This window comes from Mycobacterium sp. 012931 (assembly GCF_000419295.1).
In the GTDB taxonomy this organism is placed as follows: Bacteria; Actinomycetota; Actinomycetes; order Mycobacteriales; family Mycobacteriaceae; genus Mycobacterium; species Mycobacterium marinum.
In genome coordinates this window covers 4,308,589-4,334,567 of sequence record NZ_AOPX01000001.1, presented here as the reverse complement: position 1 = coordinate 4,334,567, position 25,979 = coordinate 4,308,589, and the positions used below count along the sequence as shown (strand labels likewise).

Here is a 25,979-nt window from a genome sequence, read left to right as displayed (position 1 = left end):
AACCGGATGCATCCGCTGGATCCGCTGGACGCATTGATGTTGACCGCGGAGTTGGTATCCAACCCCATGCATGTCGGTGCGCTGCTGATCCTGTCACCGCCACCCGGTTCCGGGGCCGACTACGTCGACCAGCTTCACCGCGAAACACTGGCTGGTGGTGAACCGATAGATCCGAGGCTGCGCCGATACCCACATCGTGGCGTGGACACCGGGGGTGTCTGGGTCTGGAGAGATGCGCAAGCCGTCGACATCGGGTACCACTGCCAGCGGCGCAGCGTCGATGCCGGCCGCGACGCGTTCTGGCGGCTGATCGCCGAGCTGGACGCGCAGCGGCTCGAACTGTCCCGCCCGATGTGGATGTCGTATCTGATCGATGGTCTCGAGGATGGCCGGTTCGCGTTCTACATCAAGGTGCATCACACCGTCGTCGATGGTGTGGCGGGTTTTCAAATGATCGCCGAGGCGCTGAGCACCGATCCCGAATGCCGGTCGATGCCGCCCTTCTATGCCGACCGCCACCTGGACCACCCGCCGTCGTCTACCTCGACCGGGCTGCTGGCGCGCCTTTTTGCGCCGCTGCGTTCGCTGGCCGGTGCCGCGGCATCGGGCATCGGGCTGATCAATCACGTCGTCGCCGGGGAGGCATCCACGGTCTGGGACAGCTTGATCGGGCACACAACGGTGCTGCCGTTCACCGCACCCTACACGCGGTTCAACGGCCGCTTGGGCGCTCAGCGCGCCGTCGCGGCGGGCAGTTGGTCGCGGCACCGCATCGAGGCGATACAACGGGCGGCCGACGTCACGGCCAACGACGTGGTCACCGCGGTGATCGCCGGCGCGCTGCGCCGCTGGTTGCTCGCCCATTCCGAACTGCCCGATCACTCCCTGGTCGCCATCTGCCCGATCACCGTGCGTGATCGCGAGCATCCTTCGGCACCCGACGAGCACGCCAACATGTTCGGTCTTTGGTTGTGCCCCTTGGACACCGATCTACCAGATCCGCACCGGCGCCTGGATCTGATTCACCGGTCGATGTCGGAGGGCAAGCACTGGGTGAGCGCGCGGGGATCGGCGGCATCGTTGCTCACCACGGCGGCCAGCATCGCTGCCACCGTTGTCTTTCCGCTGCTGCCGTTCACCCCGAAAATCCGCACCGGATACAACCTTCCGATTTCCCACGTTGGGGGCCCACGCGCCGAAAGGTATTGGAACGGAGCACACGTCGACGAGATGTATCCGGTGTCGACCGTCTACGACGGTCAGGCGCTCAACGTCACCACGTGTTCCTACGCTGACCGGATCGGGTTCGGCTACGTCGCGGGCCGCGAGGTGATGCCCGATATCGACACCCTCATCCCGCTGACCGAGGAATGCCTGACCGAGCTGGAATCTTGTGTGGGCGTGCCACCCCGACTGTCGGGGCACATCGGCTAGCGCATGGGGGACCATTGGCCCTGGTCAATGAGCATGCCGTGCTCGCAGACTGGGGATATGGGCACGACGACGAAACGGATTGCTGAAGCCACAGCCTCGTTGGCGCTGCTTTACGCCGCGCGACGCTACTACCGCAACTGGGGCGCGACCAAGCAAGAGGCTCAGATGCTGTTGCCCGGTGACAGTTTGGTGGGGGATCCGGCGACTCAGACCACCGAGGCGTTGTGCATCGACGCGCCCGTGTCGGCCGTGTGGCCCTGGCTACTGCAGATGGGGCAGGACCGGGGTGGCTGGTACGGCGGCGAGCGACTGAAAAACCTTGCCGGCCTTGGCTACGACGCCGATCGCATCCATCCGGAATGGCAACACCTTGCGGTAGGCGATGTGGTTCGACTGGCTCCGCCGGGGTGGCTGGGATTGCCGGACGGACTGACGTTGCGTGTCGCTGCGATCGAGCCCGAAAAGTACCTGGTGCTCAACGCGACCCAGCCGGACCAACGCTGGAACGCGGTCTGGTCATTTCACGTTCAGCCGCACTGGGAGGATCGTGTGCGTCTGCTGACGCGCGCCAGGATCGCCCTGCGCCACCCGGGGGAGATCTTTGCCCTGGAGCTGGCCAGGCCGCTGATCTCGCTGGGCACCCGGGGTCTGCTGCTGGGAATCAAGCACCGAGTTGAACGTCTGGCCCCGGCCCAGCCGCAGCCGGCCGGCGATCGGAAGGCCGAACGGCCCTAGCGCAGTCCGCCGGCTCGCCCTACGTTCGGGAGTAGGTGGATCGCGTTGGTGAGCGTTGCAGGGCAATCCGCCAGGTTGGAGGTAGCGCGGTGAGCGACGAGATCCCATTGGGACGAATCGCCGGCTTTGCGGTGAAGGTTCACTGGAGCGTTCTGGTCATTCTTTGGCTATTCGCCTGGAGTCTGGTCACAACATTGCCGGAAACGGCCAAAGGCTATGGCGCGGTGGTCTATTGGATAGCCGGCGGGTGCGGGGCACTGGTGCTGCTGGCCTCGTTGTTGGCCCACGAGCTCGCGCACGCCATCGCGGCGCGGCGGGCCGGGGTACCCGTGGGAAACGTCACGCTCTGGCTGTTCGGGGGAGTGACCACCCTGGGCGGGGAAGCCAAAACTCCAAAGGCGGCTTTTCGGATCGCATTCGCGGGCCCAGCCACCAGCCTGGCCCTGTCCGCGATGTTCACCGCGGTGGCCGTCGCCCTGGCGATGGTGCGAACCCCGGATCTGGTGGTCAGCGTCGTCTGGTGGCTGGCCGCGGTCAATTTGATGCTGGGCCTGTTCAATCTGCTGCCGGGGGCGCCGCTGGACGGAGGTCGGCTGGTGCGGGCCTACCTGTGGCGACGCCACGGCGATATCGTGCGCGCCGGAATCGGTGCGGCGCGGGCCGGACGGGTGGTCGCGCTGATCTTGATCATCTTGGGGTTGGCGGAGTTTGTGGCCGGCGGCCTGGTCGGCGGTGTGTGGTTGGCCTTCATCGGCTGGTTCATCTTCGCCGCCGCCCGCGAGGAGGAAACCCGGATCTCGACTCAGCAGCTTTTTACCGGCCTGCGGGTCGCGGACGCGATGACCGCGCATCCACATACCGCTCCCGGCTGGATCGACGTCGACGAGTTCATTGCGCGCTATGTGCTTGGCGACCGGCACTCGGCCTACCCGGTCACCGAGCGGGATGGATCGATCACGGGTCTGGTCACCCTGCGGCAGCTGCGCGAGCTGGCGCCCGAGCGGCGAGGCGGCACAACGGTCCGCGAAATCGCCCTACCCCTGCATGACGTGCCCACCGCAACGCCGCAGGAGCCGCTGACGACGCTGCTCGAGCGGATGGCGCCGGCGGGCCGGGGTAGCCGCGCGCTGGTCCTCGACGGCGGTGCGGTGGTCGGCATCGTCGCCGCCAGCGACATCGCACGGCTGATCAACGTCTACCGGCTTGCCGGGCCGGGGGCCACGGCGGACTCCGCTGATCAGCACGAAAAGTATTCCAACGCGGGTTGATTGGCCATCTGGTGGATTACCGAACGTGAGCAGTGCCGGAGAGGGGCAATGACATGAAACCGGTCATCGTTGGCATCGATGGTTCACCGGCGGGTATCACGGCAGTGCTGTGGGCCACCGCGGAGGCGGTCAGCGCCGGCGTGCCGTTGCGGCTGATATCGGTGCTCAAGACGGCTCATTCGTCCCCCGAAGAGTACGAGCATGATCTCGCGCATGCCGAGACATCGCTGCGCGCAGCGCAATCCGCGATCGAAGTCACCGCAGCGCCGGTCAAAGTGGAGACCGACACCCCGCGCGGGCCGGCGGGTGCCGTGCTCGTCGAGGCGTCTCGCGATGCGGAGCTGGTCTGCGTGGGCTCAGTAGGGATCGGCCGCTACGCGCGAGCCATTCTGGGGTCGACGGCCACCGAGCTCGCCGAAAAGGCGCACTGCCCGGTGGCGGTCATCCGTTCGAACTCGGATCAGCCGCCGCCGGACATCAACTGGATCGTGGTGCGGGTGACCGACGCGCCCGACAACGACGCGGTGATCGAATACGCCGCCCACGAGGCGAAACTGCGCCAAGCACCGATCCTCGCACTCGGTGGGCGCCCCGAGGAGCTCACCGACGCCGCGGACGGGGAATTTGAACGTCGAGTACAGCAATGGGGCCAGCACCATACCGATGTGCACGTCTATCCGATCACCACCCAGGCGGGCATCGCACGATTTCTGGCCGATCACGATGAGCGGGTTCAGTTGGCGGTGATCGGCGCCGACGAGGCCGATCAGGTTGCGCGGCTGGTGGGGCCATCCGGACACCCGATCTTTCGGCACGCCGAGTGCTCGGTGCTCGTGGTCCGCGGCTAGGCCGGCGACTCGCGCGCCACGATCACCGGCACGCGGGCCAGTCGGGCAACGGATTCGGCCACCGAACCCACCACCATTCCGGCGAATCCACCGCGTCCGCGGCTACCGACGACGACCAGCTGGGCTTCGCCGGACCGCTGCACGAGCTGGCGGGCCGGCTGATCACGCGCGACCACGCGGCTGACGCTCACATCGGGATATTGCTCTTGCCATCCCGCCAAGCGCTCGGCCAATACCTGTTCTGCCATCGACTGCGTTGCCGGCCAATCGATTCCCGGCCATTCCGAGACATCGACGTCACTCCAGGAATGCGCCGCCACCAGCCCGGTATGGCGGCGCGATGCCTCATCGAAGGCCAAGCCGGTGGCGAATTCCGATGCCCGGGAGCCGTCGATGCCCACCAGCACCGGCGCCGCGGCGCGATCCGGCGCCGAGGCGTCCTCGTCGTGGACGATGGCCACCGGACAGTGCGCGTAGCGCAGCAGCCCGGAACTGACTGAGCCCAGCGGCCGGCCCGGCCAGCGCCCGCTGCCGTGGCAACCGGTTACCACCATCTCCGCGTCCTTGGACATGTCGACCAAGGCGGGAACGGCGGCGGAAGGCACGATTTCGCTACCCAGCCCCGCGGGACCGCCGCGCTCGGCGGCCTCCTCGATGACCTTGAGCGCGTCCTCGACCAGTTGGTGGCCGTGATCGCGCTGCCAGCGGGCCAGGCCGGGCGGCAATGGCTTGTTCAACCACGTCGCGACGTCGGGAGAGATCGCGTGAACGAGCGTCAGCGGGGCGTTTCGCAGCTCAGCTTCACGCGTTGCCCACTGGATGGCCACCTTCGCGGCCGGTGAATCGTCGATACCGACGATGATTCCCAATCGTTGGTTCTGGGAGGACATGGCGTGTCCTTTGTTGGCGGGTCAGCCGGCTCGGCCGAATTGGCGGGCCGCTACCCACGACTCTAACGACGAACGGTCACCACGGTCAGAGCCGTTTGTCACTCGCACGGGGGGCCGGCGCTACGGCCGTCAACTGCCCGATGCCGAGGGCTTGTAGGCCACGATGGCTACCGCCGCCATGCGGTCCCGGTGTTTGCGGAATGTGCTGCGCATCATCAGTACTCGTTTGCGCGCGGCCGGCTGGGTGAGCAGGTTCTTGGCAAAACGCAGGGCCCCCCAACAGGCCCTCATCGGCGATGATCCGCCGTGGCTGCAACAGCGCCATCGGCGCGGTTGCCACGTGGCTGACGACCAGCCCGTGTCCGGCCAGTAGCTGGGACCATTCGGCCACCGTCAACGGCCGGGCGTTGACTTTGATGGACCGGGCCAGCGCCTGGCGGACCTCGGTGCTGATTTCTTCGGGCACGTCGTCGGGCGTCAGCGCCAGCTCGTGGATGGCGTAGCGCCCGTGGGGGCGAAGCACCCGCGCCGCCTCGGCGACGATCGCGTGTTTGGCCGCATCGCCCTGCATGGTCAGCATCGCCTCGCCGATGACGACATCAGCGCTGGAGTCCGGCAATCCGGTGTCGGCCGCGTCGGCGACTCGCACGTCACCGTGCCCGGCCACAATTGTGCGCACCAGGTTCGCCGCATCGGGATCGGCTTCGGCTCCGACGTAGGACCGCGGATGGCGGGCCAGGATCTCGCTCGCGGTGCGGCCCAGGCCGGGCGCCAGTTCGAGCACGTCGGCATGGTTGACGTCGGCGCGGGCCAGCAGGGTGCGGGTGAGTTCGACACCGCCGGGGCGCAGTACCCGTTTGCCCAGCCGCGCCAGCAGCCAGTGCCCCTGCAGATGGTCGTCGCTGCGATTCGACAGCGGGAGGGGCTGTCCGGATTCGCCCTGAGTGCCGGCCATCAGGCGGTGGGTCGGGTCGGTAGGCCCACAACCAGCGGGCGCCGTGGATGGGCGGTGCAATGCCAGAGCGCGGAGGCGGAATACGGGTCGATGATGCCCTCCTTGTTACTCGGCCGGCCGATCCCGGACAGCGCGGATCAAGACCTGCAGGTCGGGTCCAGTATGCATGCCGAGGTATCCACCGTGCGCCTAGGCGGCAGCACCGGAGAGCTGCGGATCCTCGTTAGGTTTGTGGGGCGCCGAGTCAACCGGGCTGCGTGGGCGCACGTACCGTGCCCAGGTCAGCGCGGCCGCGCAGAGGTAACACACCAGGAACGCCCAGAAGGCCGGCGTCTTGGTGCCGCTGTGCACATATGACTGGCGCAGAGCCAGGTTGATCCCAACGCCGCCCAGTGCGCCCACCGAGCCGGCGAACCCGATCAGTGCCCCCGACATGATGCGTGCCCATTGGCGGCGTTGCATATCGCTGATGTCCAGGTGCTGACTACGCTCCGCGAATATCGACGGGATCAGCTTGAACACGGTTCCCTTGCCCATCCCGCAGAAGATGAACAACGCGATGAAGCCGCTCACATAGCCGATCAGCGTCGCAGCTGTCATGCGCCCGCCGGCGCCGTGGTTGAGGTCGGCGTGTGTGCTGACTGCGACCAGCAGTGCGGCACTGAGGATCATGGCGACGAAGACCCCCAGGGTGACGCGGCCGCCACCGAAGCGGTCGCCCAATTTGCCGCCGACTATGCGCGCCAGCGACCCCAGCAGCGGACCGACGAAGGCGATCTCGGCGGCGTGCAGCGACGCCTGTGCGGTGCTCTGCCCGCCGGCCAGCAGGTTGAACTGCAGCACCTGACCGAAGACGAAGGCGAAGCCGATGAACGAGCCGGAGGCGCACATGTAGAGAAACGAGACGCCCCAGGTATCGGGCACCGCGAGAACGGATCGCACGTGCCCGACCTCGATCACGTGGGTCAAGTTGTCCATGAACAGGGCCGCGCCGAGGCCGGCGATGGCGATCAGCACCAGGTAGACGGCGCACACCCAATATGGAGCTTCATGGCCCGCGGTCGCCAGCACCAACAGGCCGACCGCCTGGATGGCGGCCACCCCCAGATTGCCGATCCCTCCGGTGAGGCCTAGAGCTACGCCCTTAAGCCGTTGTGGGTAGAAGGCTTCGACGTTGGCCAGCGATGCGGAGTAGTTGCCGCCGCCCAGGCCGCTCAGGGCGGCACAGACCAGGTATGGCCACAGCGGCAGTCCGGGGTTGGCCAGCAGCACGATTGCTCCGACGGTGGGCACCAGCAGTACCAACGACGAGAACGTCGCCCAGTTGCGGCCACCGAATCGGGCGGTGGCCATCACGTAGGGGATCCGCACGCAGCCGCCAACCAGCGTCGCGGTGGCGCCCAGCAGCAACTTGTCTGCGGCCGAGATGCCGTAGACGGACTGCGGCATGAACAGCACCATTACCGACCAAAGGGTCCAGATCGAGAAACCGACATGCATGGTGGCGATGGAGAAGACGAGATTGCGCCGGGCGATGGCCTTGTTGCCGGCTTCCCACGCCTGGACATCCTCGGGGTCCCAGTGCGCGATGTGACGTGAGCGTCCCATGCAATCCCTTCCACTCCGTGTCGTGGAGACTGGGCCCATGGCGTTTAATCGTAGCGGTTGAGGTGGCGCGCCGTCACTGCGTCGATCCGGACGTCAAGTACGTTGTCGGACAGAACTTTTGCCGCCTCGCTAGTTTTTACAAATCATGTTGTATAAACTCCGGAACCATGACGTATGTGATCGGAAAACCCTGCATCGATGTGACGGATCGGGCCTGTGTGGAGGAGTGTCCGGTCGATTGCATATACGAGGGTGGGCGCTCGCTGTACATCCACCCCGACGAATGCGTGGACTGTGGCGCCTGCGAGCCCGTGTGTCCGGTCGAAGCGATCTACTACGAGGACGACCTGCCGCAGGAGCTGCACCCGCATCTCGCCGACAACGTGGCGTTTTTCACCGAAACCCTGCCCGGCCGGGACGGGCCGCTGGGTTCGCCGGGCGGGGCTGCCAAGATTGGCCGACTGGGTGTTGATACGCCACTCGTGGCGGGTCATCCTCAAGCCGCAGATGCTTAAGATTCTTAAATGGGAGAGGGTCGGATCGCCAGAATGGGCGGGGAGCCGGCGGGGCGTCGCCGCGCGGTGCTGCGGGTATTGCGTGCCCTCGGCCATCCGCTGAGCATTGTCGCGATCGCCGAGCACCTGGGAGTGCACCCCAACACCGTGCGCTTCCACCTCGACGGCTTGGTCGATGACGGTCAGGTGGAGCGCGTGCAGCCCAGCCGTCGCGGCCCCGGACGCCCGCCGCTGATGTTCCGGGCGGTCCAGCAGATGGACCGCGGTGGCGCTCGCCACTACCAGCTCCTCGCCGAGATCCTCAGCAACGGCCTTGCCGCCGAGAGCGATTCGGTTGACAAGGCGCTGGCCGCCGGCCGCGCCTGGGGCGAACGTCTGCAAGCCCCGACGACCGCGCACAGCGCCGAGAAATCGATCGATCACTTGGTCGGCGTCCTCGACGGACTCGGGTTCGCTCCCGAGCGCCGAGTCTCCGACGGACAGCAACAGGTTGCCCTGCGACACTGCCCGTTTCTGGAACTTGCCGAGAACCGGTCGGGCGTGGTGTGTCCAATTCACTTGGGCCTCATGCGCGGGGCGCTGGAAAGTTGGGGGGCGCCCGTCACCGTCGAGCGGCTCGACCCGTTTGTCGAACCGGATCTTTGCTTGGCCCACCTTTCGCCGGAAGGAGCCCTCAGTTGAGCACCGCAGCGGCGACCCAAATCGCCGTCACCTTCATATGGCTCGGCATGGTGCTGGCCATCTCGTTTCTGGAAGCTCCGCTGAAGTTCCGGGCGCCGCACGTGACGCTGCAGATCGGGCTTGGCATCGGCCGGTTGGTCTTCCGCGCGCTCAATATCGTTGAGGTCGTCTTCGCGCTGGTCCTGGCGGCAATAGCGGTGTCGGGCCCGGCGCCGCTGCGGATTATCGTGGCGTTCGGTGTCGTGGTCGCAGCGCTAGCGGTGCAGTTGCTCGCGGTGCGTCCCCGTCTGACCCGCCGGTCCGATCAGGTGCTGGCCGGGTTGGATGCGCCCCGCTCCCGTGCGCACTACGTGTACGTCGGTTTGGAAGTGGTCAAGGTGGTCGCCTTGATCGTTGCGGGAATACTGCTACTGAACGGCTGAAAGGACTCACCGATGGAATCGCTTTCGCTGACCGCGCTCGCCTCCGAAAAGCTGGCCGAGGCAAAACAGTCACACAGCGGACGGGCCGCCCACACGATCCACGGCGGACACGCCCACGAATTGCGCCAGACCGTGCTGGCACTGCTGGCCGACCACAATCTCGGCGAACACGACAGCCCGGGTGAGGCGACCCTGCAGGTGCTACAGGGACATGTGCGCCTCACCACCGGCGATGACGCCTGGGACGGCAAGACGGGCGACTATGTCGCGATTCCGCCGCAGCGGCACGCGTTGCACGCCATCGAGGATTCGGTGGTGGTGTTGACCGTGCTCAAGTCCCAGCCCGGCGCCCACTAGGGGTGCTCGCTACCGGCTGGTCACGGGGCTTCGGCCTGCGGGTTCCCATCGTCAACGCCCCAATGGGCGGAGTCGCCGGTGGCCGGCTCGCCGCCGCTGTCACCGCGGCCGGTGGACTGGGCATGATCGGCATGGGAAGCCGGGCCACCCGGGCTGCCTTGGCCGAACAATTGCGGCAGGTCAGCGGCAGGTTCGGGATCGGGCTGGTGGACTGGGTGATGCGCAGTGAGGCGGGGCTGCTCGAGGATGCGCTTGCCGCCGGGCCCGCCCTGTTGTCGGTCAGTTTCGGCACCGACTGGTCATGGGTCGGCCCGGCCCGTGACGCCGGAATCCACACCGTCACACAGGTTTACGACGCTGTGGGGGCCCGGCGTGCCGCCGATGCGGGGGTGGACATCGTGGTGGCGCGCGGAGCCGAGGGGGGTGGCCATGGCGAGGTGCGGCTGGGAACGCTGCCGTTGCTCGACGCGGTCCTGGCCGCGGTCTCGGTGCCGGTATTGGCCGGCGGCGGCATCGCCTCGCCCCGAAGCCTGGCCGCGGTGCTGGCCGCCGGTGCCGCGGGGGCCTGGGTAGGCACGCGTCTGGCGGCGTGCCCCGAGGCGCTGACGGGGGAGCCGAGCCGTCAGGCTCTGATCGCGGCGCGCGAAACCGACACCAGCACTACCCGGGTCTTCGACGTCGCCGACGGCCTGCCCTGGCCTCAGCGGTTCCCATCGCGGGTGTTGACCAACGACTTCGTCGCGCGCTGGAACGGCAATGAGACGGCACTGGCCGCCGATGCGGATGCTCGTGCCGAGCTGGCCGCTGCCAGCGCGGCCGAAGACCTGCGGGTGGCGCCGGTCGACGCGGGCCAGGGAGTTGGGATGATCCCCGACGGCGCGCCGGCCGGCGAGGTGATCGAGCAGATGTGCTCGGGTGCGCGGGAGCTGTTGGCGCGATGGGCGTGACCGCGCGTTGTCGCCGGCTCGGCTGACGCCGCCTACACCCCGCGCAAGTAGCGCTTGGCGATGATGCGTTGAGTCAGTGCCACAAACGGGCCACCGGCCTTGCTCCACCAGGTCGCCGGCCGGGAGAACGACGACACCTCCGCAAAAACCCCGGAAGTGTCCGGGTCGTAGCGAATGGCAAACCGTTCCTCGCCGCATTCCGGGTGCCCCGGCAGCGTGCCATAGGCAAATCCGCGGATATCGGGTTCGTCGATGACGTAGACCACGCGGCACGGCGCGCGCAACACACCCATCATCTGGATCACCGCCACCGTCGAAACAGCGACCGTATCCGAGGTGGCCCGCACCGCCAGCCCGGCGCCACGCTGCATGCCCCAATGCATCACCGCGTGGGCGGCCTCCTCAAAACGCTTCCGGCCGGTGCCGATCTGGTCGGACACACTGAGGTGGGCGTATCCCGGGGGCAACTGTCCGGCCGCGGTGGCGCCCACTTCCGGGTAGGTCAGTTGTTGCCCGGAAAGCGCGCGAAGGTCCACACCCCCCAGCTTGCCACGCCGGATCGGGTGTGCCCCGTGGCGTACGGTCGGAAAAATGAGTGCTCACAGCGCGAAAGCCATGGCCGCAGCATCCGCAACGTTGACCCTGGGTGGCGACCTGACCGTCAACCGGCTCGGGTTCGGCGCGATGCGCCTTACCGGCGACGGCGTCTGGGGCCCGCCCGCCGACCGTGCCGAAGCCGTACGGGTGCTGCGCCGGGCCGCCGAACTGGGCGTCAACTTCATCGACACCGCCGACTCTTACGGCCCCTACGTGTCCGAGGAGATCATTCACGAGGCGTTGCACCCCTACACCGGGCTGGTAATCGCCACCAAGGCCGGGCTGCTGCGTACCGGCCCAGGCGTGTGGGTGCCGCTGGGCAATCCGAGCTATCTGCGCCAGGAATGCGAGATGAGCCTGCGGCGTCTGGGCGTGGACACCATCGACCTGTTCCAGCTGCACCGCATCGATCGCAACTATCCACTGGCCGACCAGGTGGGCGAGCTGCTCGCCCTGAAGAACGAAGGCAAGATCCGCCACATCGGGCTGTCCGAGATCGACGTCGACCAACTCGAGGCGGCCCAACAGATCACCGAGATCGTGTCGGTACAGAACATGTACAACCTGGCCGCGCGTGGCGCCGAACCATTGCTGGAGGCGGCCACCAGCCAGGGGATCGCATTCATCCCATGGTTCCCGCTGGCCTCGGGCCCGCTGGCGGCGCCGGACGGTCCGTTGCGCAAGATCGCCGACGATCATCACGCGACGCCGTCGCAGCTCGCCCTGGCGTGGCTACTCAAGCGGTCGCCGGTGATGCTGCCGATTCCCGGCACCTCGCGGGTAGCGCACCTGCAGGAGAACGTCGCCGCTGCCGAGATTGTGCTCTCTGACCAGGAGTTCGAAGCATTGTCGGTGGCCGGAGCCGCCCACGGCGGGTAGGGGCGGGCGGCGACCCGTGAGCCCGGCTAGCCAGTCTCAGCCGCGGTGTCGCCCATTTGGCTGGCGGCAGGCAATACGGTGGTAGGGTGACCCGCGAACAGTCGCAACACCCTGGCGGCGGCTTCAATCCGCCGCAGCCAACCGACAAGGGCGGACCGGACTACGGCAGGTTCATTGATGCGGTGCGCAAGGTGCAGGACCACGCGCGTGCCGCCGACGCGCCTGACGAGGTGATCACCCAGGCCGCCGACCTGCTCGAACGGGTCTCCATACTGCTTGCGCCATTCGACGCCGACGAATGGGAGTCACCATCGGGGCGCCGAATGGACTTGCCGATGCGGGGCAACGTCACGACCATCCCGATGTCGGCGCGCAAGACGCAAGACGGCCGGATCGGTGGCTGGGCCCGCTTCGCCCGGTTCCACCTCGGACGCAATGGCGCGGTCCATGGTGGTGCGTTGGGCATGTTGTTCGACACGCTCCTGGGCTTGACGGCGTCGGTGCTCACCGGCAGTCGGCGCCAGCGCACCGCCTACCTCAAGATCGACTATCGCAACATCGTGTCCATCGAAAAGGAGCTGCAAATCGACGCCGGAGTGGACCGGGTGGACGGGCGCAAGATCTTCGTGTCCGGCCGGTTGCGCGATGGCCAGACCCTGCTGACCGAGGCGGATGCGTTGTTTGTGCGGCTCAAGCCCGGCCAGCCTTGAGCCGGTTTCGGCCAAGACGCCGACGCGGACCTAGCACGCGGCTTGGGTTCGACCAGCTCCGCCCCGATAGCATGGTCGCGTTCGATTCGACATGCCCATTCACTCGCGAACCTTGGAGACCACCCCGATGAGCGTCCCCGCACAACCCGCCCCAGGAGCCGACGGCGGTGACCCGCGGCAGCCGATCCGGGTTCCTGCCGGGACCACGGCGGCCGCCGCAATCGGTGAGGCGGGGCTGCCCAGACGCGGCGCGTCGGACGCGATCGTCGTGGTGCGAGACGCCGAAGGCAAGCTGCGCGACCTGAGCTGGGTGCCCGACGCTGACGCGGAGGTCACCCCGATCGCGGCCAATACCGACGACGGTCGCAGCGTTATCCGGCACTCGACCGCGCATGTGCTGGCCCAAGCGGTTCAAGACCTCTTCCCACAAGCCAAACTGGGTATCGGACCGCCCATCACCGACGGCTTCTACTACGACTTCGAAGTGCTCGAGCCGTTCACCCCTGATGATCTTCAGGCGCTGGAGAAGCGGATGCGCCAGATCGTCAAGGAAGGGCAGCTCTTCGACCGCAGGGTCTTCGAATCCAAGGATCAGGCGCGCGAGGAGTTGGCCAACGAGCCCTACAAGCTCGAACTCGTCGATGACAAGTCCGGGGATCCCGATGTCATGGAGGTCGGTGGCGATGAGCTCACCGCCTACGACAACCTCAATCCCCGTACCCGCGAACGGGTCTGGGGTGACCTGTGCCGCGGACCGCACATCCCGACTACCAAGCACATCCCGGCGTTCAAACTGACCAGAAGCTCGGCGGCCTACTGGCGGGGCGACCAGAAGAACGCCAGCCTGCAGCGGATCTACGGGACGGCATGGGAGTCGCAAGAAGCGCTTGATACGCACATCGAGCTCATCGAAGAGGCACAGCGCCGCGACCATCGCAAGCTCGGTGTGGAGCTGGATCTGTTCAGTTTCCCCGACGAAATAGGCTCTGGCCTAGCTGTTTTCCATCCCAAGGGTGGGATTGTGCGGCGCGAGCTCGAGGACTATTCGCGTCGCAAGCACACCGAAGCCGGCTACCAGTTCGTCAACAGTCCGCACATCACCAAGGCCCAGCTGTTTCACACCTCGGGGCACTTGGACTGGTACGCCGACGGCATGTTCCCGCCGATGCAGATCGACGCGGAGTACAACGCGGACGGTACGGTGCGCAAACCCGGCCAGGACTATTACCTCAAGCCGATGAACTGCCCGATGCATTGCTTGATCTTCCGGGCGCGCGGTAGGTCCTATCGCGAACTACCGCTGCGGCTCTTCGAGTTCGGCACCGTCTACCGCTACGAGAAGTCCGGTGTGGTGCATGGGCTGACTCGGGTGCGCGGATTGACCATGGACGACGCGCATATCTTCTGCACCCGCGAACAGATGCGTGACGAGCTGCGTTCGCTGCTGCGGTTCGTGCTCGATCTGCTCAGCGACTACGGACTGGCCGACTTCTATCTGGAACTGTCCACCAAGGATCCGGACAAGTTCGTCGGCTCCGATGAGGTCTGGGAGGAAGCCACCAACGTGCTCGCCGAGGTGGGCGCGGAATCGGGTCTGGAGCTGGTACCCGATCCCGGTGGCGCGGCTTTCTACGGGCCCAAGATCTCGGTGCAGGTCAAGGACGCCCTGGGCCGTACCTGGCAGATGTCGACCATCCAGCTCGACTTCAACTTCCCGGAGCGATTCGGGCTCGAATACACCGCCGCCGACGGGACTCGCCAGCGCCCGGTCATGATCCACCGTGCCCTGTTCGGGTCGATAGAGCGGTTTTTCGGCATCCTCACCGAGCACTACGCGGGTGCCTTCCCGGCGTGGCTGGCGCCCGTTCAGGCGGTCGGCATCCCGGTTGCCGACGAACACATCGCCTACCTGGAACAGGTTGCCGCACAGTTGAAGTCACATGGGGTGCGGGTCGAGGTGGACACCAGCGATGACCGCATGGCCAAGAAGATCGTGCACCACACCAACCAGAAGGTGCCGTTCATGCTGCTGGCCGGCGACCGCGATGTGCAGGCCGACGCGGTGAGCTTCCGGTTCGGCGACCGCACGCAGATCAACGGCGTGCCACGCGAGGCTGCGGTAGCTGCGATCGTGGACTGGATATCCCGGCGCGAAAACGCCACTCCCACAGCTGAACTGGTCAAGGTGGATAGCGGTGAGTAACGGTGACTAACGAGGAAAGCGCGCAGCCGCAGGACAGCACCATCCTGGACCGCGGCGTCGGCGAGCGCGACCACCTGGAGCGGCTCTGGACGCCGTACCGGATGAACTACCTCGCCGAGGCTCCGCTCAAGCGGGAGGACTCCGCGCGCTCGCAGCCGTTCACCGAGATCCCGCGGCTGTCTGATGAAGAAGGTCTGGTGGTTGCCCGCGGCGAGTTGGTCTACGCCGTGCTCAACCTGTACCCCTACAACCCCGGCCACCTGATGGTGGTGCCGTATCGGCGGGTATCGGAGCTCGAAGACCTCACCGAGCCGGAGAGCGGCGAGCTGATGGCGTTCACCCAGAAAGCGATTTGCGTCGTCAAGAACGTCTCGCGGCCACACGGCTTCAACGTCGGCATGAACCTGGGGACATCGGCGGGCGGATCGCTGGCCGAGCACCTGCATGTGCACGTTGTTCCGCGCTGGGGCGGGGACGCGAACTTCATCACCATCATCGGCGGATCCAAGGTCATCCCACAGTTGCTGCGCGACACCCGGCGGCTGCTGGCGACCGAATGGGCTCGGCAATCATGAGGCAACGATGAGCAAGGCGCCCTTCTTGTCCCGGGCGGCATTTGCGCGGGTCACCAATCCGCTGGCAAGGGGCTTGCTCCGGATCGGTCTGACCCCCGATGCCGTCACCATCATCGGCACCACCGCTTCGGTGGCCGGCGCGCTCGTACTTTTTCCGATGGGCAAGCTGTTTCCCGGCGCGTGCGTGGTCTGGTTCTTCGTGCTCTTCGACATGCTCGACGGAGCCATGGCACGGGAACGGGGCGGCGGCACCCGATTTGGCGCGGTGCTGGATGCGGCCTGCGATCGCATCAGCGACGGCGCGGTGTTCAGTGGGCTGCTGTGGTGGGTCGCGTTCGGCATGCGAGACCGATTGCTGGTGGTGGCGACGTTGATCTGCCTGGTCACCTCGCAAGTGATCTCCTACATCAAGGCCCGGGCGGAAGCCAGCGGGTTGCGTGGTGACGGCGGCATCATTGAACGACCGGAGCGGCTGATCATCGTACTGGCCGGTGCGGGGGTGTCCGATTTTCCGTTCATCGCCTGGCCGCCGGCGCTGCCGGTGGCGATGTGGCTGCTGGCGGTGACCAGCGTGATCACCTGCGGACAACGGTTGTACACTGTGTGGACCTCACCGGGGGCCACCGATCTGCTGGTTCCCAGTGCGCCGGTGCGCGACGACGACGCGCAGGCCCATCCGAGGTCGGGTGACCCCGGAAAGACCCAGCGGTGATCTCCACCCCGGCCGGCCTGCGATGGGTCAGGGCTCCGCGGCAGCTCCTGGTCGGCAACGCGACGGACTTGGCGTATGCGGCGGGATGGCGGATGGTGCGGGCGCTGCCCGAGTTCGCCGCGCGCAACGCCTTCGACGCCGGGGCGCACTACGCGGCCCGCCACGGCGGGCCCGAGCAACTTCGCAAGAACCTGGCCCGGGTAACCGGGGTGCGGGCCGGCGCGGTCCCGGACTCCCTGATGCGCGCGTCGCTGGAGTCCTACGCCCGCTACTGGCGGGAGGCGTTTCGGCTTCCGTCGATGAACCTGCGTAAGGTCGCCGCCCAGATTGACAGTTCCATCGGGGGCAAAGATCACCTCAATGCCGGGCTGGCCGCGGGACGCGGTGTGGTGCTGGCATTGCCACACAGCGGCAACTGGGACATGGCCGGGGTGTGGCTGGCGCAGCGGCACGGCACCTTCACTACCGTCGCCGAGCGGCTCAAGCCCGAGTCGTTGTACCGGCGATTCATCGACTATCGGGAAACCCTTGGCTTCGAAGTACTTCCGTTGTCGGGCGGTGCGGAGCCGCCCTTCGAGGTGCTATGTGAGCGACTGCGGGACAACCGGGTGGTATGCCTGATGGCTGAGCGTGATCTGACCCGCACCGGTGTTGAAGTCGATTTCTTTGGCGAGCCCACCCGGATGCCGGCGGGCCCGGCCAAACTCGCGATCCAAACGGGAGCCGCCCTGCTGCCGACCCACTGCTGGTTTGAGCCCAAGGGCTGGGGTTTTCAGGTCTATCCGGCTCTGGATTGCAGCAGCGGTGATGTGGAAGCGATCACCCAGGCGCTCGCCGATAGGTTCGCAGCCAACATCGCGGACCATCCCGAGGATTGGCACATGTTTCAGCCACAATGGTTGGCCGACTTGTCCGATGCCCGCCGCGCGCGGCTGCGGGAGCCCTGATGCGGATTGGAATGGTGTGTCCCTACTCGTTCGAGGTGGCGGGTGGGGTGCAGTCACACGTCTTACAGCTCGCCGAGGTGATGCGGGCCCGTGGGCATGAGGTCAGCGTGCTGGCACCGGCGTCGCCGCACGCGGCCCTGCCGGACTATGTCGTCTCCGGCGGCAAGGCCGTTCCCATTCCCTACAACGGGTCGGTGGCGCGGCTGCGCTTCGGCCCCGCCACCCATCGCAAGGTCAAAAAGTGGCTTTCCGAGGGCGATTTCGACGTCCTGCACCTGCACGAGCCCAACGCGCCGAGTCTGTCGATGCTGGCCCTCAACATTGCCGAGGGCCCCATCGTGGCAACGTTTCACACCTCGACCACCAAGTCGCTGACGTTGACCGTCTTCCAGAGCATCTTGCGGCCCATGCACGAGAAGATCGTCGGTCGCATCGCGGTGTCCGATCTGGCCAGGCGTTGGCAGATGGAGGCGCTCGGCTCGGACGCGGTCGAAATTCCCAACGGTGTCGACGTCGGTTCTTTCGCGTCCTCGTCGTGTCTGGACGGATACCCCCGCCCCGGCAAGACGGTGCTGTTCTTGGGCCGATACGACGAGCCCCGCAAGGGGATGAGTGTCCTGCTCGAGGCGCTGCCCAAGTTGGTGGAGCGCTTCAGCGACGTGCAGCTGCTGATCGTGGGCCGCGGTGACGAAGACGAACTACGCGATGAGGCGGGTGAGCTGGCCGAGCACATGCGTTTTCTCGGTCAGGTCGACGACGCGGGCAAGGCATCGGCGATGCGCAGTGCGGACGTCTACTGCGCACCCAATACCGGCGGCGAGAGCTTTGGCATCGTGCTGGTTGAGGCCATGGCCGCCGGCACCCCGGTGGTGGCCAGCGACTTGGATGCCTTCCGGCGCGTACTGCGCGATGGCGAGATCGGGCGCCTGGTTCCAGTCGATGACAGCGACGCGCTGGCGGCCGCGCTGATCGAGGTGCTTGATAGCCAGGAGCTGCGAGAGCGCTATGTGGCGGCGGGCACTGAAGCGGTCCGCCGCTACGACTGGTCGGTGGTGGCCAGCCAGATCATGCGGGTCTACGAGACCGTCGCCGGGGCCGGGGCCGGGGTCAAGGTGCAGGTGGCGAGCTGATGACGTGGTTGGTTGTCGCCGGCATCGTGCTGCTCGTCGTGCTGGTCGTGTTCGGGGCCTGGGGATACCAGCGCGCCAACCGGCTGGATCGATTGCACGTGCGCTACGACTTGTCCTGGCAGGCGCTCGACGGTGCTCTGGCGCGCCGGGCCGTGGTGGCGCGCGCCGTCGCGATCGATGCCTACGGCGGCGCGCCCCAGGGCAGCCGGTTGGCGCGGCTGGCCGACGCCGCCGAGCAGGCGCCGCGACACGAACGAGAGAATGCGGAAAACGAACTGTTCGCCGCGCTGGCGATGGTTGATCCGGCGTCGTTGCCGTCGGCGCTGGTGGCCGAACTCGCCGATGCCGAGGCCCGGGTATTGCTGGCCCGCAGATTCCACAACGACGCCGTGCGCGACACCCTGGTGCTGGCCGAGCGGCGCATGGTGCGCGCCTTCCGTCTTGGTGGGCGAGCTCCGCTGCCGGCCTATTTCGAGATCGCCGAGCGGCCGCAGGCGCAGGCGCACAGCGACGACGGCGATATCGGCCGGCGTACCTCGGCGCGGGTGGTGCTGCTCGATGACCGCGGCGCGGTGCTGCTGCTATGCGGTTCGGACCCGGCCTCCGCGGCGTTCGACGAGGGCGGCGCGCCTCGGTGGTGGTTCACCGTGGGCGGCGAGGTGGGCAAGGGGGAGCGGCTGGCCCAGGCCGCGGCGCGTGAGCTCGCCGAAGAGACGGGTTTGCGGGTCGACCCCGCCGACCTGGTGGGCCCCATCTGGCGACGTAACGAGGTCTTTGAGTTCAACGGTTCCAAGCTCGACAGCGAGGAGTTCTATCTGGTGCACCGCACCAGTCGGTTCGAGCCGTCCCTGGATGGCCGGACCGAGCTGGAACGGCGTTATGTTCACGGGGCCCGCTGGTGTGATGTCAGCGACATCGCCGCGCTCAACGCCTCCGGTGAGCAGGTCTACCCGCGCCAACTCGGGGAGCTATTGGCCGAGGCCAATCGCATTGTCGACGCCGCTTGCGGCGGCGCGGGAGGCGACCAGACCGTCCGCACCGCATATGTTCCCCGGTCGATTCGCTAGTCCGAATATCGGGCGGGACTGCGGTCCCGCAAACTTGCTTGTGGTTCCCATTAAAGTAAGACTCCAACAGTTGAAGGAGAAAGACAGTGGACAGCGCTACCCAGCCCAGTGGGGACCGGCCAGATCCGGCATCGTCCAAGCAGGCTCAGTCGGGTTCAAGCCAGACCGGAACGGCGAGGGTCAAGCGTGGCATGGCCGAGATGCTCAAGGGCGGCGTCATCATGGACGTCGTCACCCCCGAGCAGGCACGCATCGCTGAAGGGGCCGGCGCCGTCGCGGTCATGGCCCTAGAGCGGGTGCCCGCCGACATCCGCGCCCAGGGCGGGGTGTCGAGGATGAGCGACCCCGACATGATCGAGGGCATCATCGAGGCGGTCACCATTCCGGTAATGGCTAAAGCGCGTATCGGACATTTCGTCGAGGCGCAGATCCTGCAAAGCCTCGGGGTGGACTACATCGACGAATCCGAGGTCCTCACGCCCGCGGACTACACCCACCACATCGACAAGTGGAAGTTCACCGTGCCGTTCGTGTGCGGGGCGACGAATCTGGGTGAGGCGCTGCGGCGCATCGGCGAGGGGGCGGCGATGATCCGCTCCAAGGGTGAGGCCGGCACCGGTGACGTTTCCAACGCGACGACGCACATGCGCTCCATCGCCGGCGAGATTCGCCGGCTGACGTCGATGTCCGAGGACGAGTTGTTCGTCGCGGCAAAGGAATTGCAGGCGCCCTACGAACTGGTCGTGGAGGTGGCCAGGGCGGGCAAGTTGCCGGCCACCCTGTTCACGGCCGGCGGTATCGCCACTCCTGCCGATGCCGCGATGATGATGCAGCTGGGCGCCGAAGGCGTCTTCGTGGGCTCGGGCATCTTCAAGTCCGGCGCCCCGGAACACCGGGCCGCCGCGATCGTCAAGGCCACCACGTTCTACGACGACCCCGACGTGCTGGCCAAGGTGTCACGCGGGCTGGGCGAGGCAATGGTGGGCATCAACGTGGAGGAGATCGCGCAGCCGCATCGCCTGGCGCAGCGCGGGTGGTAAGAATCTTTCGTGGCAATCGAGGAGATTCTTGATCTCGAGCAACTCGAGGTCAACATCTATCGCGGTAGTGTCTTCAGCCCGGAATCAGGCTTTCTGCAGCGCACATTCGGCGGCCATGTGGCCGGGCAGTCACTGGTGTCGGCGGTGCGCACGGTCGACCCGCGCTATCAGGTCCACTCGTTGCACGGGTACTTTCTGCGCTCCGGGGACGCCCAGGAGCCCACGGTTTTTCTGGTCGAGCGCACTCGCGATGGCGGATCGTTTGTGACCAGGCGGGTCAACGCCGTTCAGCACGGCGAGGTCATCTTCAGCATGGGGGCTTCGTTTCAGACCGCGCAGAACGGCATCAGCCACCAGGACGCGATGCCGGCGGCGCCACCGCCCGACGATCTACCCGGATTGAGGTCGGTGCGGGTCTTCGACGACGCCGGGTTCCGGCAGTTCGAGGAGTGGGATGTGCGCATCGTGCCGCGGGACCTGCTCGCGCCGCTACCGGGTAAGGCATCCCAGCAGCAGGTGTGGTTTCGCCATCGCGACCCGCTGCCTGATGACCCGGTGCTGCACATCTGTGCCTTGGCCTATATGAGCGATCTGACCCTGCTGGGTTCGGCGCAGGTCACCCACCTGGCGGAGCGTGAGCATCTGCAGGTGGCGTCCCTGGACCACGCGATGTGGTTCATGCGGGGGTTTCGGGCCGACGAGTGGCTGCTCTACGACCAGTCATCGCCGTCGGCAGGCGGGGGTCGCGCACTTACGCACGGCAAGATCTTCACCCAGGGAGGCGAGTTGGTGGCCGCGGTCATGCAGGAAGGGCTGACCCGCTACCCAAGCGGATATCAGCCGGGCGAAAAGTGAGCGGGTTGTGAGTATTCCGAGGGTTGGGGTGCTGGCGCTGCAGGGCGATACCCGCGAGCACCTGGCGGCGCTGGGCGAAGCCGGCGCCGAGCCGATGACCGTGCGCCGCCGCAGCGAACTCGACGCGGTGGATGGATTGGTGATTCCGGGTGGCGAATCCACCACCATCAGCCACCTGCTGTGCGGGTTCGATCTGCTCGAGCCGTTGCGTGCCCGATTGGCTGCCGGGCTTCCGGCCTATGGCGCGTGCGCGGGCATGATCATGCTGGCCAGCGAGATCCTGGACGCCGGTGTCCGAGGACGCCAGGCGCTGCCACTGCGCGGGATCGATATGACGTTGCGGCGCAACGCTTTCGGGCGCCAAGTCGACTCTTTTGAAGGCGATATCGCGTTCACGGGTCTTGATCATCCGGTGCGCGCGGTGTTTATCCGGGCGCCCTGGGTCGAGCGCGTGGGTGCTGGGGTGACGGTGCTGGCCCGGGCCGGCGACCATATCGTCGCGGTTCGGGAGGGTTCGGTGCTGGCAACCGCGTTTCACCCGGAGGTGACCGGCGACCGCAGCATCCATCGGTTGTTCGTCGATATCGTCAACGGCAAGGCCTAGCCAACAAGTTCGGCCCCAACCGCCGGCTACGTCGACCCGTCGGTCCCACTCACGCCGATCAGTTGTCCGCCGGTGCCGCCGGTGCCTTCGTTGCCCGCGGTAGCGCCGGCCCCGGCGTTGCCGCCGTTACCGCCGTTACCGATTTCCCGAGCGTCGCCGCCGTCACCGCCGTCGCCGCCGGTGCCGCCGCTGACCAGGGCGTCGCCTCCGGTGCCGCCGTCACCGCCGTTACCGATCGTCCCGGCCGCGCCGCCGTCCCCGCCATGACCGCCCTGGCCACCGCTGCCCGAATCGTCGTAGCCGCCGTGGCCGCCGGCCCCACCGGCACCGCCGTTGCCGAACATCCCGGCGTCGCCGCCGGTGCCGCCGGCCCCGCCGTTGCCGGCCAACAAGCCGGCGTTGCCGCCCGCGCCGCCTTGCCCGCCGGTAAAGAGGTTTCCACCAACCCCGACGCCGCCGGTGCCGCCGGCCCCGCCATTGCCGCCGTAGATGCCGGCGTTGCCGCCGGCGCCGCCGTCTCCGTGGGCATCGAAGCCGCCGATTCCGCCCGCGCCGCCGTTGCCGAACCACAATCCGCCGCCGCCGGCCCCGCCGTTGCCGCCCGTGGCGTTTGCCGCGGCGCCACCGGCGCCACCGGCGCCTCCGGTGCCGCCGGTGCCGAACAGCCCGCTGGTACCGCCAATACCGCCGTCGCCACCGTTGCCGGTACTCGATGACGGGCTGGTGGCACCGCCTTCGCCGCCGCCACCGCCGGTACCGAACAGCAACCCGCCGGCCCCGCCGTTCCCACCAGCGCCGCCGTCGGCACCGCTGAAGCCGGCTCCACCGTCGCCGCCGGCGCCGCCGGGGCTGAACAACAGCCCGCCCGCCCCGCCGCTGCCACCGGTCGCGCCGGTACCACTTGCCGAGGTGCCGCCCCACTTGCCGAGGTGCCGCCGGTGCCGCCGTGGCCGCCGGCACCGACGAGCAGCCCGCCGGCTCCGCCGGCACCCCCGACGCCCGCGGTGGTTGCCGAATTCCCGCCTTCGCCACCGGCGCCGCCGGTGCCGCCGTTGCCGAACAGTAGCCCCCCGTTGCCGCCGGTGTCGCCGAACAGGCCGAGGGCCGCGCCGCTGCCGCCCGCCCCGCCGTTGCCGATCAACCCGGCATTGCCGCCGGCACCGCCGGGCCCGCCGGCGCCGCCGTTGCCATACAACAGACCGCCGTCGCCGCCGGCCTGCTCCGGAGCCGTCCCGTCAGCGCCGTTGCCGATCAGCGGTCGCCCCAACAATGCCTCGGTGGGTCCATTGACCGCATTCAGCATGTCTTGCGATATGCCCAGCAACGGCGAGGCATTGGCCGCCTCGGCGGCCGCATACGCGTTGCCGGCACCGGTCACGGCCTCCACGAATTGTGTGTGAAACGCCGCCACCTGGGTGCTCAGCGCCTGATAGTCCAGGGCATGGCCAGAAAACAGCGCTGCCACCGCAGCCGACACCTGGTCCGCCCCGGCGGCCAGCACCCCGGTGGTCGGGGCCGCTGCCGCCGCAGTGGCCGCGTTGAGTGTCGAGCCGATACCGGCCAAATCGGCGGCCGCCGCCACCGTGTCGGGTACCGCGAACATGTACGACATCGGCCGCCTCACACATACATCGCGGTGACCGGCCAAGACGGTCCGCTCACGGGGCCATCGGAATCCGAACATCCGCCAGAAAGCTCAACCTAGCGCGTTCGAGGGCCCAACGGCGCTGTTTCGAGTGAGGATGGTGTCTCCGGATGCACCAGATTGGGCAGGGCGACGGCACAGCGCGGCCACCGCCGCATTGCGTCTCCCGGCCGGGTCAGCGGATCGGCCGTCCACGTAGACTCGGCTAGCCATCATTCAAAGGATTTGAGATAGGACGGCGATGAGCGGCCATTCCAAGTGGGCCACCACCAAGCACAAGAAGGCCGTCATCGACGCCCGCCGCGGCAAGATGTTCGCACGGCTGATCAAGAACATCGAGGTCGCGGCTCGCGTCGGTGGCGGTGACCCGGCGGGAAACCCCACCCTCTACGACGCCATCCAAAAGGCCAAGAAAAGCTCGGTGCCCAACGAGAACATCGAGCGGGCCCGCAAGCGCGGTGCCGGTGAAGAGGCCGGTGGGGCGGACTGGCAGACCATCATGTACGAGGGTTACGCGCCCAACGGTGTGGCCGTACTGATCGAGTGTCTGACCGACAACCGCAACCGCGCTGCCAGCGAGGTGCGGGTGGCGATGACGCGCAATGGCGGCGCCATGGCTGATCCGGGGTCGGTGTCCTACCTGTTTTCCCGCAAGGGCGTGGTGACCCTGGAGAAGAACGGTCTGACCGAAGACGACGTGCTGGCGGCCGTGTTGGAAGCCGGCGCCGAGGACGTCAACGACCTCGGGGACAGCTTCGAGGTGATCTCCGAACCGGGTGAATTGGTCGCGGTACGCTCCGCGCTGCAGGATGCCGGCATCGACTACGAATCGGCCGAGGCGGGCTTTCAGTCGTCGGTGACCGTGCCGGTGGACGTCGACGGGGCCCGCAAGGTTTTCAAGCTGGTCGACGCGCTGGAAGAAAGCGACGACGTTCAGAACGTGTGGACCAACGTGGACGTGTCCGATGAGGTGCTGGCGGAGCTCGACGAGGAGTAGTCCCGGTGCCCGGGCTTAGGTGATGGCCCGAAGGGAATCGCCATCCCGATCGCTGCGCCACTGTAGGACTTCCAGTGCCACGGCGATGTGAACGATGTTCGCCTCGACCGGCTGGGGCAGGAGTCGGTGCGCGGTCTCGAGCCGGTGCACCAGCGTATTGCGGTGGATGTAGAGGGCCTTTGCGGTGCGTGCGGCATTGCATTGCTGGTTGATGTAGGTCAGCAAGGTGGCGTGCAGTACCGGGCTGGCCGACTGGAATTCCCCGAGCGTGCATTCGATGAACTCGTCGACACCCTCTAGGTCTTGGGTGAGCAACTCGACCATTTGGGTGTCCGCAAAGTGGGCGGTGCGCTGGGGTGCGCCGAGCCGGGTCAGCATGCGCTGCGTCGTCTGTGCGTCGCGGTGACTGCGTCGGAACCCCTCGATACCTCGCCTGGTGTTGCCGACGGCAAACCGTACCGTTGGCGCGTCGGTGAGCACCTGTTGGATACGGTCTCCGACCGGGGTGGCGGCGTCGTTCACCCATACCCAACGAGTCGCGGAATTGGTGACCACGATCAATGGTGCCCGACAGCCGAGCGCCGTGCAGAACGCGTCGGCCGCCTGGTCCAGTTGGCCGTGGTCGCCGTCGGGCTCGTCGGACCAAACGATGGCGGCGGTATGGGCGCGATCCAGGAGATAGCCCAACTGCGCTTCGGCGCGTTCCCGGTTGACGGGGGCGCCGCCGAGGATCTGTTCGACGACTTTGCGGCGCTGGGCGCTGACTTCGCGGGTCAGCGCATCGTATTCCAGGGGTAGCTGTGCGGGGATGCCCGCAATGGTGGCGTCGATGAAGTCGTTGGAAGAGCGGAACGCCACATCGAGGAGGTCGCGCAGTTCTTGGGGGTTGGACGTCAGGCCGAACGCGATGTCGGTCCAGCGCTCCCATGCCACGTTGTGCGCGATTCGGTAGATGTCGGCGGCGAGCGCCTCCAGGCCGCGGTTGAGCAGCTCTTGGGCCATCCGCAGCGGTTCGGGCCCGAAGTTTGCTGGCACCGGGCCGCCGGGATCGCGCAAGATGGCAATGGCGAAATGGATCAGGTTGGCACGGTTTGCGCGGCTGATGATTTCGATCAGGGCGGGATCATCGGAAAGGGCCGGATTGGCGGCCAAGGTGGTGCGGTCGAGTTCATCGAGCCATTGCTGGGTGGGGTTGAGAGCGATGCGCGCGGTGTGGCGGATCAGCTCGCGCATGCGTGGGGAGAGTGATGGATTGCTTGGGCTCGCCACGGTCCCGATGGTAGGGGAGAGCGGGGCTTGGCACAGTCGCAGCGATCCGTGGCTGACGGTGCCCGCCGGGTGCTGCCGCCGCATCCGAG

At 67.2% G+C, this 25,979-nt stretch carries 25 protein-coding genes and 2 pseudogenes; 21 read left to right on the top strand and 6 right to left on the bottom strand.

Annotated elements, in window-relative coordinates; all coding sequences use genetic code 11:
* Positions 1-6 precede the first annotated feature (6 nt).
* The 4 genes from MMSP_RS18985 (at position 7) to MMSP_RS18970 (ending at position 4,285) form a co-directional block, all read left to right on the top strand.
* Positions 7-1,434, top strand: a complete 1,428-nt coding sequence (locus tag MMSP_RS18985) for a wax ester/triacylglycerol synthase family O-acyltransferase (protein WP_020787931.1) — start codon at positions 7-9, stop codon at positions 1,432-1,434.
* A gap of 57 nt (positions 1,435-1,491) precedes the next feature.
* Positions 1,492-2,169 (top strand): hypothetical protein, encoded by a 678-nt coding sequence (locus tag MMSP_RS18980; protein ID WP_020787930.1) that lies wholly within the window; start codon positions 1,492-1,494, stop codon positions 2,167-2,169.
* Positions 2,170-2,258: 89 nt separating this feature from the next.
* Positions 2,259-3,437 carry a site-2 protease family protein gene (locus MMSP_RS18975; RefSeq protein WP_020787929.1) on the top strand — a complete coding sequence of 393 codons (1,179 nt, stop codon included), beginning with the start codon at positions 2,259-2,261 and terminating at the stop codon, positions 3,435-3,437.
* 53 nt (positions 3,438-3,490) lie between these two features.
* Positions 3,491-4,285 (top strand): universal stress protein, encoded by a 795-nt coding sequence (locus tag MMSP_RS18970; RefSeq protein WP_020787928.1) that lies wholly within the window; start codon positions 3,491-3,493, stop codon positions 4,283-4,285.
* Here MMSP_RS18970 and MMSP_RS18965 read toward each other — a convergent pair.
* The 3 genes and pseudogenes from MMSP_RS18965 to MMSP_RS18955 all read right to left on the bottom strand — a co-directional run bounded on the left by MMSP_RS18965 (position 4,282) and on the right by MMSP_RS18955 (position 7,738).
* Positions 4,282-5,175: a universal stress protein gene (locus MMSP_RS18965; protein WP_020787927.1), complete on the bottom strand. Its 894-nt coding sequence runs from the start codon at positions 5,173-5,175 to the stop codon at positions 4,282-4,284. The two genes, MMSP_RS18970 and MMSP_RS18965, sit on opposite strands and share 4 nt — an antisense overlap.
* Before the next feature lie 129 nt (positions 5,176-5,304).
* Positions 5,305-6,130 (bottom strand): annotated as a pseudogene (locus MMSP_RS18960) (methyltransferase domain-containing protein).
* 189 nt (positions 6,131-6,319) lie between these two features.
* Positions 6,320-7,738, bottom strand: coding sequence for an MFS transporter (locus MMSP_RS18955; protein WP_020787926.1), 1,419 nt, complete (start codon positions 7,736-7,738; stop codon positions 6,320-6,322).
* A gap of 167 nt (positions 7,739-7,905) precedes the next feature.
* Here MMSP_RS18955 and fdxA point away from each other — a divergent pair, with 167 nt between their 5' ends.
* The 5 genes from fdxA to MMSP_RS18930 are packed head-to-tail and all read left to right on the top strand — an operon-like array spanning position 7,906 to position 10,660.
* Positions 7,906-8,253, top strand: coding sequence for a ferredoxin (gene fdxA, locus MMSP_RS18950; protein ID WP_015355899.1), 348 nt, complete (start codon positions 7,906-7,908; stop codon positions 8,251-8,253).
* Between the two features lie 9 nt (positions 8,254-8,262).
* Complete coding sequence (locus MMSP_RS18945; protein ID WP_011741077.1) at positions 8,263-8,934, top strand: metalloregulator ArsR/SmtB family transcription factor; 672 nt, start codon at positions 8,263-8,265, stop codon at positions 8,932-8,934.
* A gap of 47 nt (positions 8,935-8,981) precedes the next feature.
* Positions 8,982-9,356 carry a hypothetical protein gene (locus MMSP_RS18940; protein WP_085979890.1) on the top strand — a complete coding sequence of 125 codons (375 nt, stop codon included), beginning with the start codon at positions 8,982-8,984 and terminating at the stop codon, positions 9,354-9,356.
* 12 nt (positions 9,357-9,368) lie between these two features.
* Entirely contained in the window at positions 9,369-9,713 is a 345-nt protein-coding gene (locus MMSP_RS18935) for a cupin domain-containing protein (protein ID WP_012393857.1), read from the top strand.
* Positions 9,714-9,715: 2 nt separating this feature from the next.
* Entirely contained in the window at positions 9,716-10,660 is a 945-nt protein-coding gene (locus tag MMSP_RS18930) for a nitronate monooxygenase family protein (protein ID WP_020787924.1), read from the top strand.
* Between the two features lie 32 nt (positions 10,661-10,692).
* Here the strand turns inward: MMSP_RS18930 and MMSP_RS18925 are convergent, their stop codons facing one another.
* Positions 10,693-11,196 (bottom strand): DUF1990 domain-containing protein, encoded by a 504-nt coding sequence (locus tag MMSP_RS18925; RefSeq protein WP_012393859.1) that lies wholly within the window; start codon positions 11,194-11,196, stop codon positions 10,693-10,695.
* Positions 11,197-11,275: 79 nt separating this feature from the next.
* Here MMSP_RS18925 and MMSP_RS18920 point away from each other — a divergent pair, with 79 nt between their 5' ends.
* From MMSP_RS18920 to pdxT, 11 genes are all read left to right on the top strand, one after another.
* Positions 11,276-12,136 (top strand): aldo/keto reductase, encoded by an 861-nt coding sequence (locus tag MMSP_RS18920; protein WP_012393860.1) that lies wholly within the window; start codon positions 11,276-11,278, stop codon positions 12,134-12,136.
* A gap of 86 nt (positions 12,137-12,222) precedes the next feature.
* A complete protein-coding gene (locus tag MMSP_RS18915; protein ID WP_020787923.1) occupies positions 12,223-12,846 on the top strand; it encodes a PaaI family thioesterase in 624 nt (207 codons plus the stop codon).
* Positions 12,847-12,973: 127 nt separating this feature from the next.
* On the top strand, positions 12,974-15,049 hold the full coding sequence (gene thrS, locus MMSP_RS18910; RefSeq protein WP_020787922.1) for a threonine--tRNA ligase: 2,076 nt from the start codon (positions 12,974-12,976) through the stop codon (positions 15,047-15,049).
* Between the two features lie 2 nt (positions 15,050-15,051).
* Complete coding sequence (locus tag MMSP_RS18905) at positions 15,052-15,624, top strand: HIT domain-containing protein (RefSeq protein WP_020787921.1); 573 nt, start codon at positions 15,052-15,054, stop codon at positions 15,622-15,624.
* Positions 15,625-15,631: 7 nt separating this feature from the next.
* The gene (pgsA, locus tag MMSP_RS18900) at positions 15,632-16,336 is read left to right on the top strand and encodes a phosphatidylinositol phosphate synthase (protein ID WP_020787920.1); all 705 of its coding nucleotides are present in this window, start codon (positions 15,632-15,634) and stop codon (positions 16,334-16,336) included.
* Positions 16,333-17,283, top strand: a complete 951-nt coding sequence (locus MMSP_RS18895; protein ID WP_012393865.1) for a phosphatidylinositol mannoside acyltransferase — start codon at positions 16,333-16,335, stop codon at positions 17,281-17,283. The genes pgsA and MMSP_RS18895 overlap by 4 nt, the downstream gene beginning before the upstream one ends.
* Positions 17,283-18,413: a glycosyltransferase family 4 protein gene (locus tag MMSP_RS18890; protein ID WP_020787919.1), complete on the top strand. Its 1,131-nt coding sequence runs from the start codon at positions 17,283-17,285 to the stop codon at positions 18,411-18,413. Before MMSP_RS18895 ends, MMSP_RS18890 begins: the two co-directional genes overlap by 1 nt.
* A complete protein-coding gene (locus MMSP_RS18885) occupies positions 18,413-19,480 on the top strand; it encodes an NUDIX hydrolase (RefSeq protein WP_020787918.1) in 1,068 nt (355 codons plus the stop codon). The genes MMSP_RS18890 and MMSP_RS18885 overlap by 1 nt, the downstream gene beginning before the upstream one ends.
* Before the next feature lie 86 nt (positions 19,481-19,566).
* Positions 19,567-20,520, top strand: coding sequence for a pyridoxal 5'-phosphate synthase lyase subunit PdxS (pdxS, locus tag MMSP_RS18880; RefSeq protein ID WP_020787917.1), 954 nt, complete (start codon positions 19,567-19,569; stop codon positions 20,518-20,520).
* A gap of 9 nt (positions 20,521-20,529) precedes the next feature.
* Positions 20,530-21,375 (top strand): acyl-CoA thioesterase II, encoded by an 846-nt coding sequence (gene tesB, locus MMSP_RS18875; RefSeq protein ID WP_012393869.1) that lies wholly within the window; start codon positions 20,530-20,532, stop codon positions 21,373-21,375.
* Positions 21,376-21,382: 7 nt separating this feature from the next.
* Positions 21,383-21,979 (top strand): pyridoxal 5'-phosphate synthase glutaminase subunit PdxT, encoded by a 597-nt coding sequence (gene pdxT, locus MMSP_RS18870; RefSeq protein ID WP_036426716.1) that lies wholly within the window; start codon positions 21,383-21,385, stop codon positions 21,977-21,979.
* A 44-nt stretch (positions 21,980-22,023) separates the two neighbouring features.
* On the opposite strand, the pseudogene MMSP_RS26270 reads toward pdxT, so the two are convergent.
* Positions 22,024-23,591: pseudogene (locus tag MMSP_RS26270) on the bottom strand (PE family protein); the annotation flags it as partial.
* Positions 23,592-23,865: 274 nt separating this feature from the next.
* Here MMSP_RS26270 and MMSP_RS18855 point away from each other — a divergent pair.
* Positions 23,866-24,621, top strand: a complete 756-nt coding sequence (locus MMSP_RS18855; RefSeq protein WP_011741062.1) for a YebC/PmpR family DNA-binding transcriptional regulator — start codon at positions 23,866-23,868, stop codon at positions 24,619-24,621.
* Positions 24,622-24,636: 15 nt separating this feature from the next.
* On the opposite strand, the gene MMSP_RS18850 is transcribed toward MMSP_RS18855, so the two are convergent.
* Positions 24,637-25,854 carry a CdaR family transcriptional regulator gene (locus MMSP_RS18850; protein WP_036426715.1) on the bottom strand — a complete coding sequence of 406 codons (1,218 nt, stop codon included), beginning with the start codon at positions 25,852-25,854 and terminating at the stop codon, positions 24,637-24,639.
* Positions 25,855-25,979: the final 125 nt, after the last annotated feature.

What these genes read in the sequence shown, in the direction of transcription:
- thrS (WP_020787922.1), top strand. Translation starts at nt 12,974, where the DNA reads ATGAGCGTCCCCGCACAACCCGCCCCAGGAGCCGACGGCGGTGACCCG.
- MMSP_RS18940 (WP_085979890.1), top strand. Translation starts at nt 8,982, where the DNA reads ATGGTGCTGGCCATCTCGTTTCTGGAAGCTCCGCTGAAGTTCCGGGCG.
- MMSP_RS18890 (WP_020787919.1), top strand. Translation starts at nt 17,283, where the DNA reads ATGCGGATTGGAATGGTGTGTCCCTACTCGTTCGAGGTGGCGGGTGGG.
- MMSP_RS18945 (WP_011741077.1), top strand. Translation starts at nt 8,263, where the DNA reads ATGGGAGAGGGTCGGATCGCCAGAATGGGCGGGGAGCCGGCGGGGCGT.
- MMSP_RS18920 (WP_012393860.1), top strand. Translation starts at nt 11,276, where the DNA reads ATGGCCGCAGCATCCGCAACGTTGACCCTGGGTGGCGACCTGACCGTC.
- MMSP_RS18965 (WP_020787927.1), bottom strand. Translation starts at nt 5,175, where the DNA reads ATGTCCTCCCAGAACCAACGATTGGGAATCATCGTCGGTATCGACGAT.
- MMSP_RS18985 (WP_020787931.1), top strand. Translation starts at nt 7, where the DNA reads ATGCATCCGCTGGATCCGCTGGACGCATTGATGTTGACCGCGGAGTTG.
- MMSP_RS18955 (WP_020787926.1), bottom strand. Translation starts at nt 7,738, where the DNA reads ATGGGACGCTCACGTCACATCGCGCACTGGGACCCCGAGGATGTCCAG.
- MMSP_RS18935 (WP_012393857.1), top strand. Translation starts at nt 9,369, where the DNA reads ATGGAATCGCTTTCGCTGACCGCGCTCGCCTCCGAAAAGCTGGCCGAG.
- MMSP_RS18970 (WP_020787928.1), top strand. Translation starts at nt 3,491, where the DNA reads ATGAAACCGGTCATCGTTGGCATCGATGGTTCACCGGCGGGTATCACG.
- fdxA (WP_015355899.1), top strand. Translation starts at nt 7,906, where the DNA reads ATGACGTATGTGATCGGAAAACCCTGCATCGATGTGACGGATCGGGCC.
- MMSP_RS18855 (WP_011741062.1), top strand. Translation starts at nt 23,866, where the DNA reads ATGAGCGGCCATTCCAAGTGGGCCACCACCAAGCACAAGAAGGCCGTC.
- MMSP_RS18850 (WP_036426715.1), bottom strand. Translation starts at nt 25,854, where the DNA reads ATGCGCGAGCTGATCCGCCACACCGCGCGCATCGCTCTCAACCCCACC.
- MMSP_RS18980 (WP_020787930.1), top strand. Translation starts at nt 1,492, where the DNA reads ATGGGCACGACGACGAAACGGATTGCTGAAGCCACAGCCTCGTTGGCG.
- MMSP_RS18885 (WP_020787918.1), top strand. Translation starts at nt 18,413, where the DNA reads ATGACGTGGTTGGTTGTCGCCGGCATCGTGCTGCTCGTCGTGCTGGTC.
- pgsA (WP_020787920.1), top strand. Translation starts at nt 15,632, where the DNA reads ATGAGCAAGGCGCCCTTCTTGTCCCGGGCGGCATTTGCGCGGGTCACC.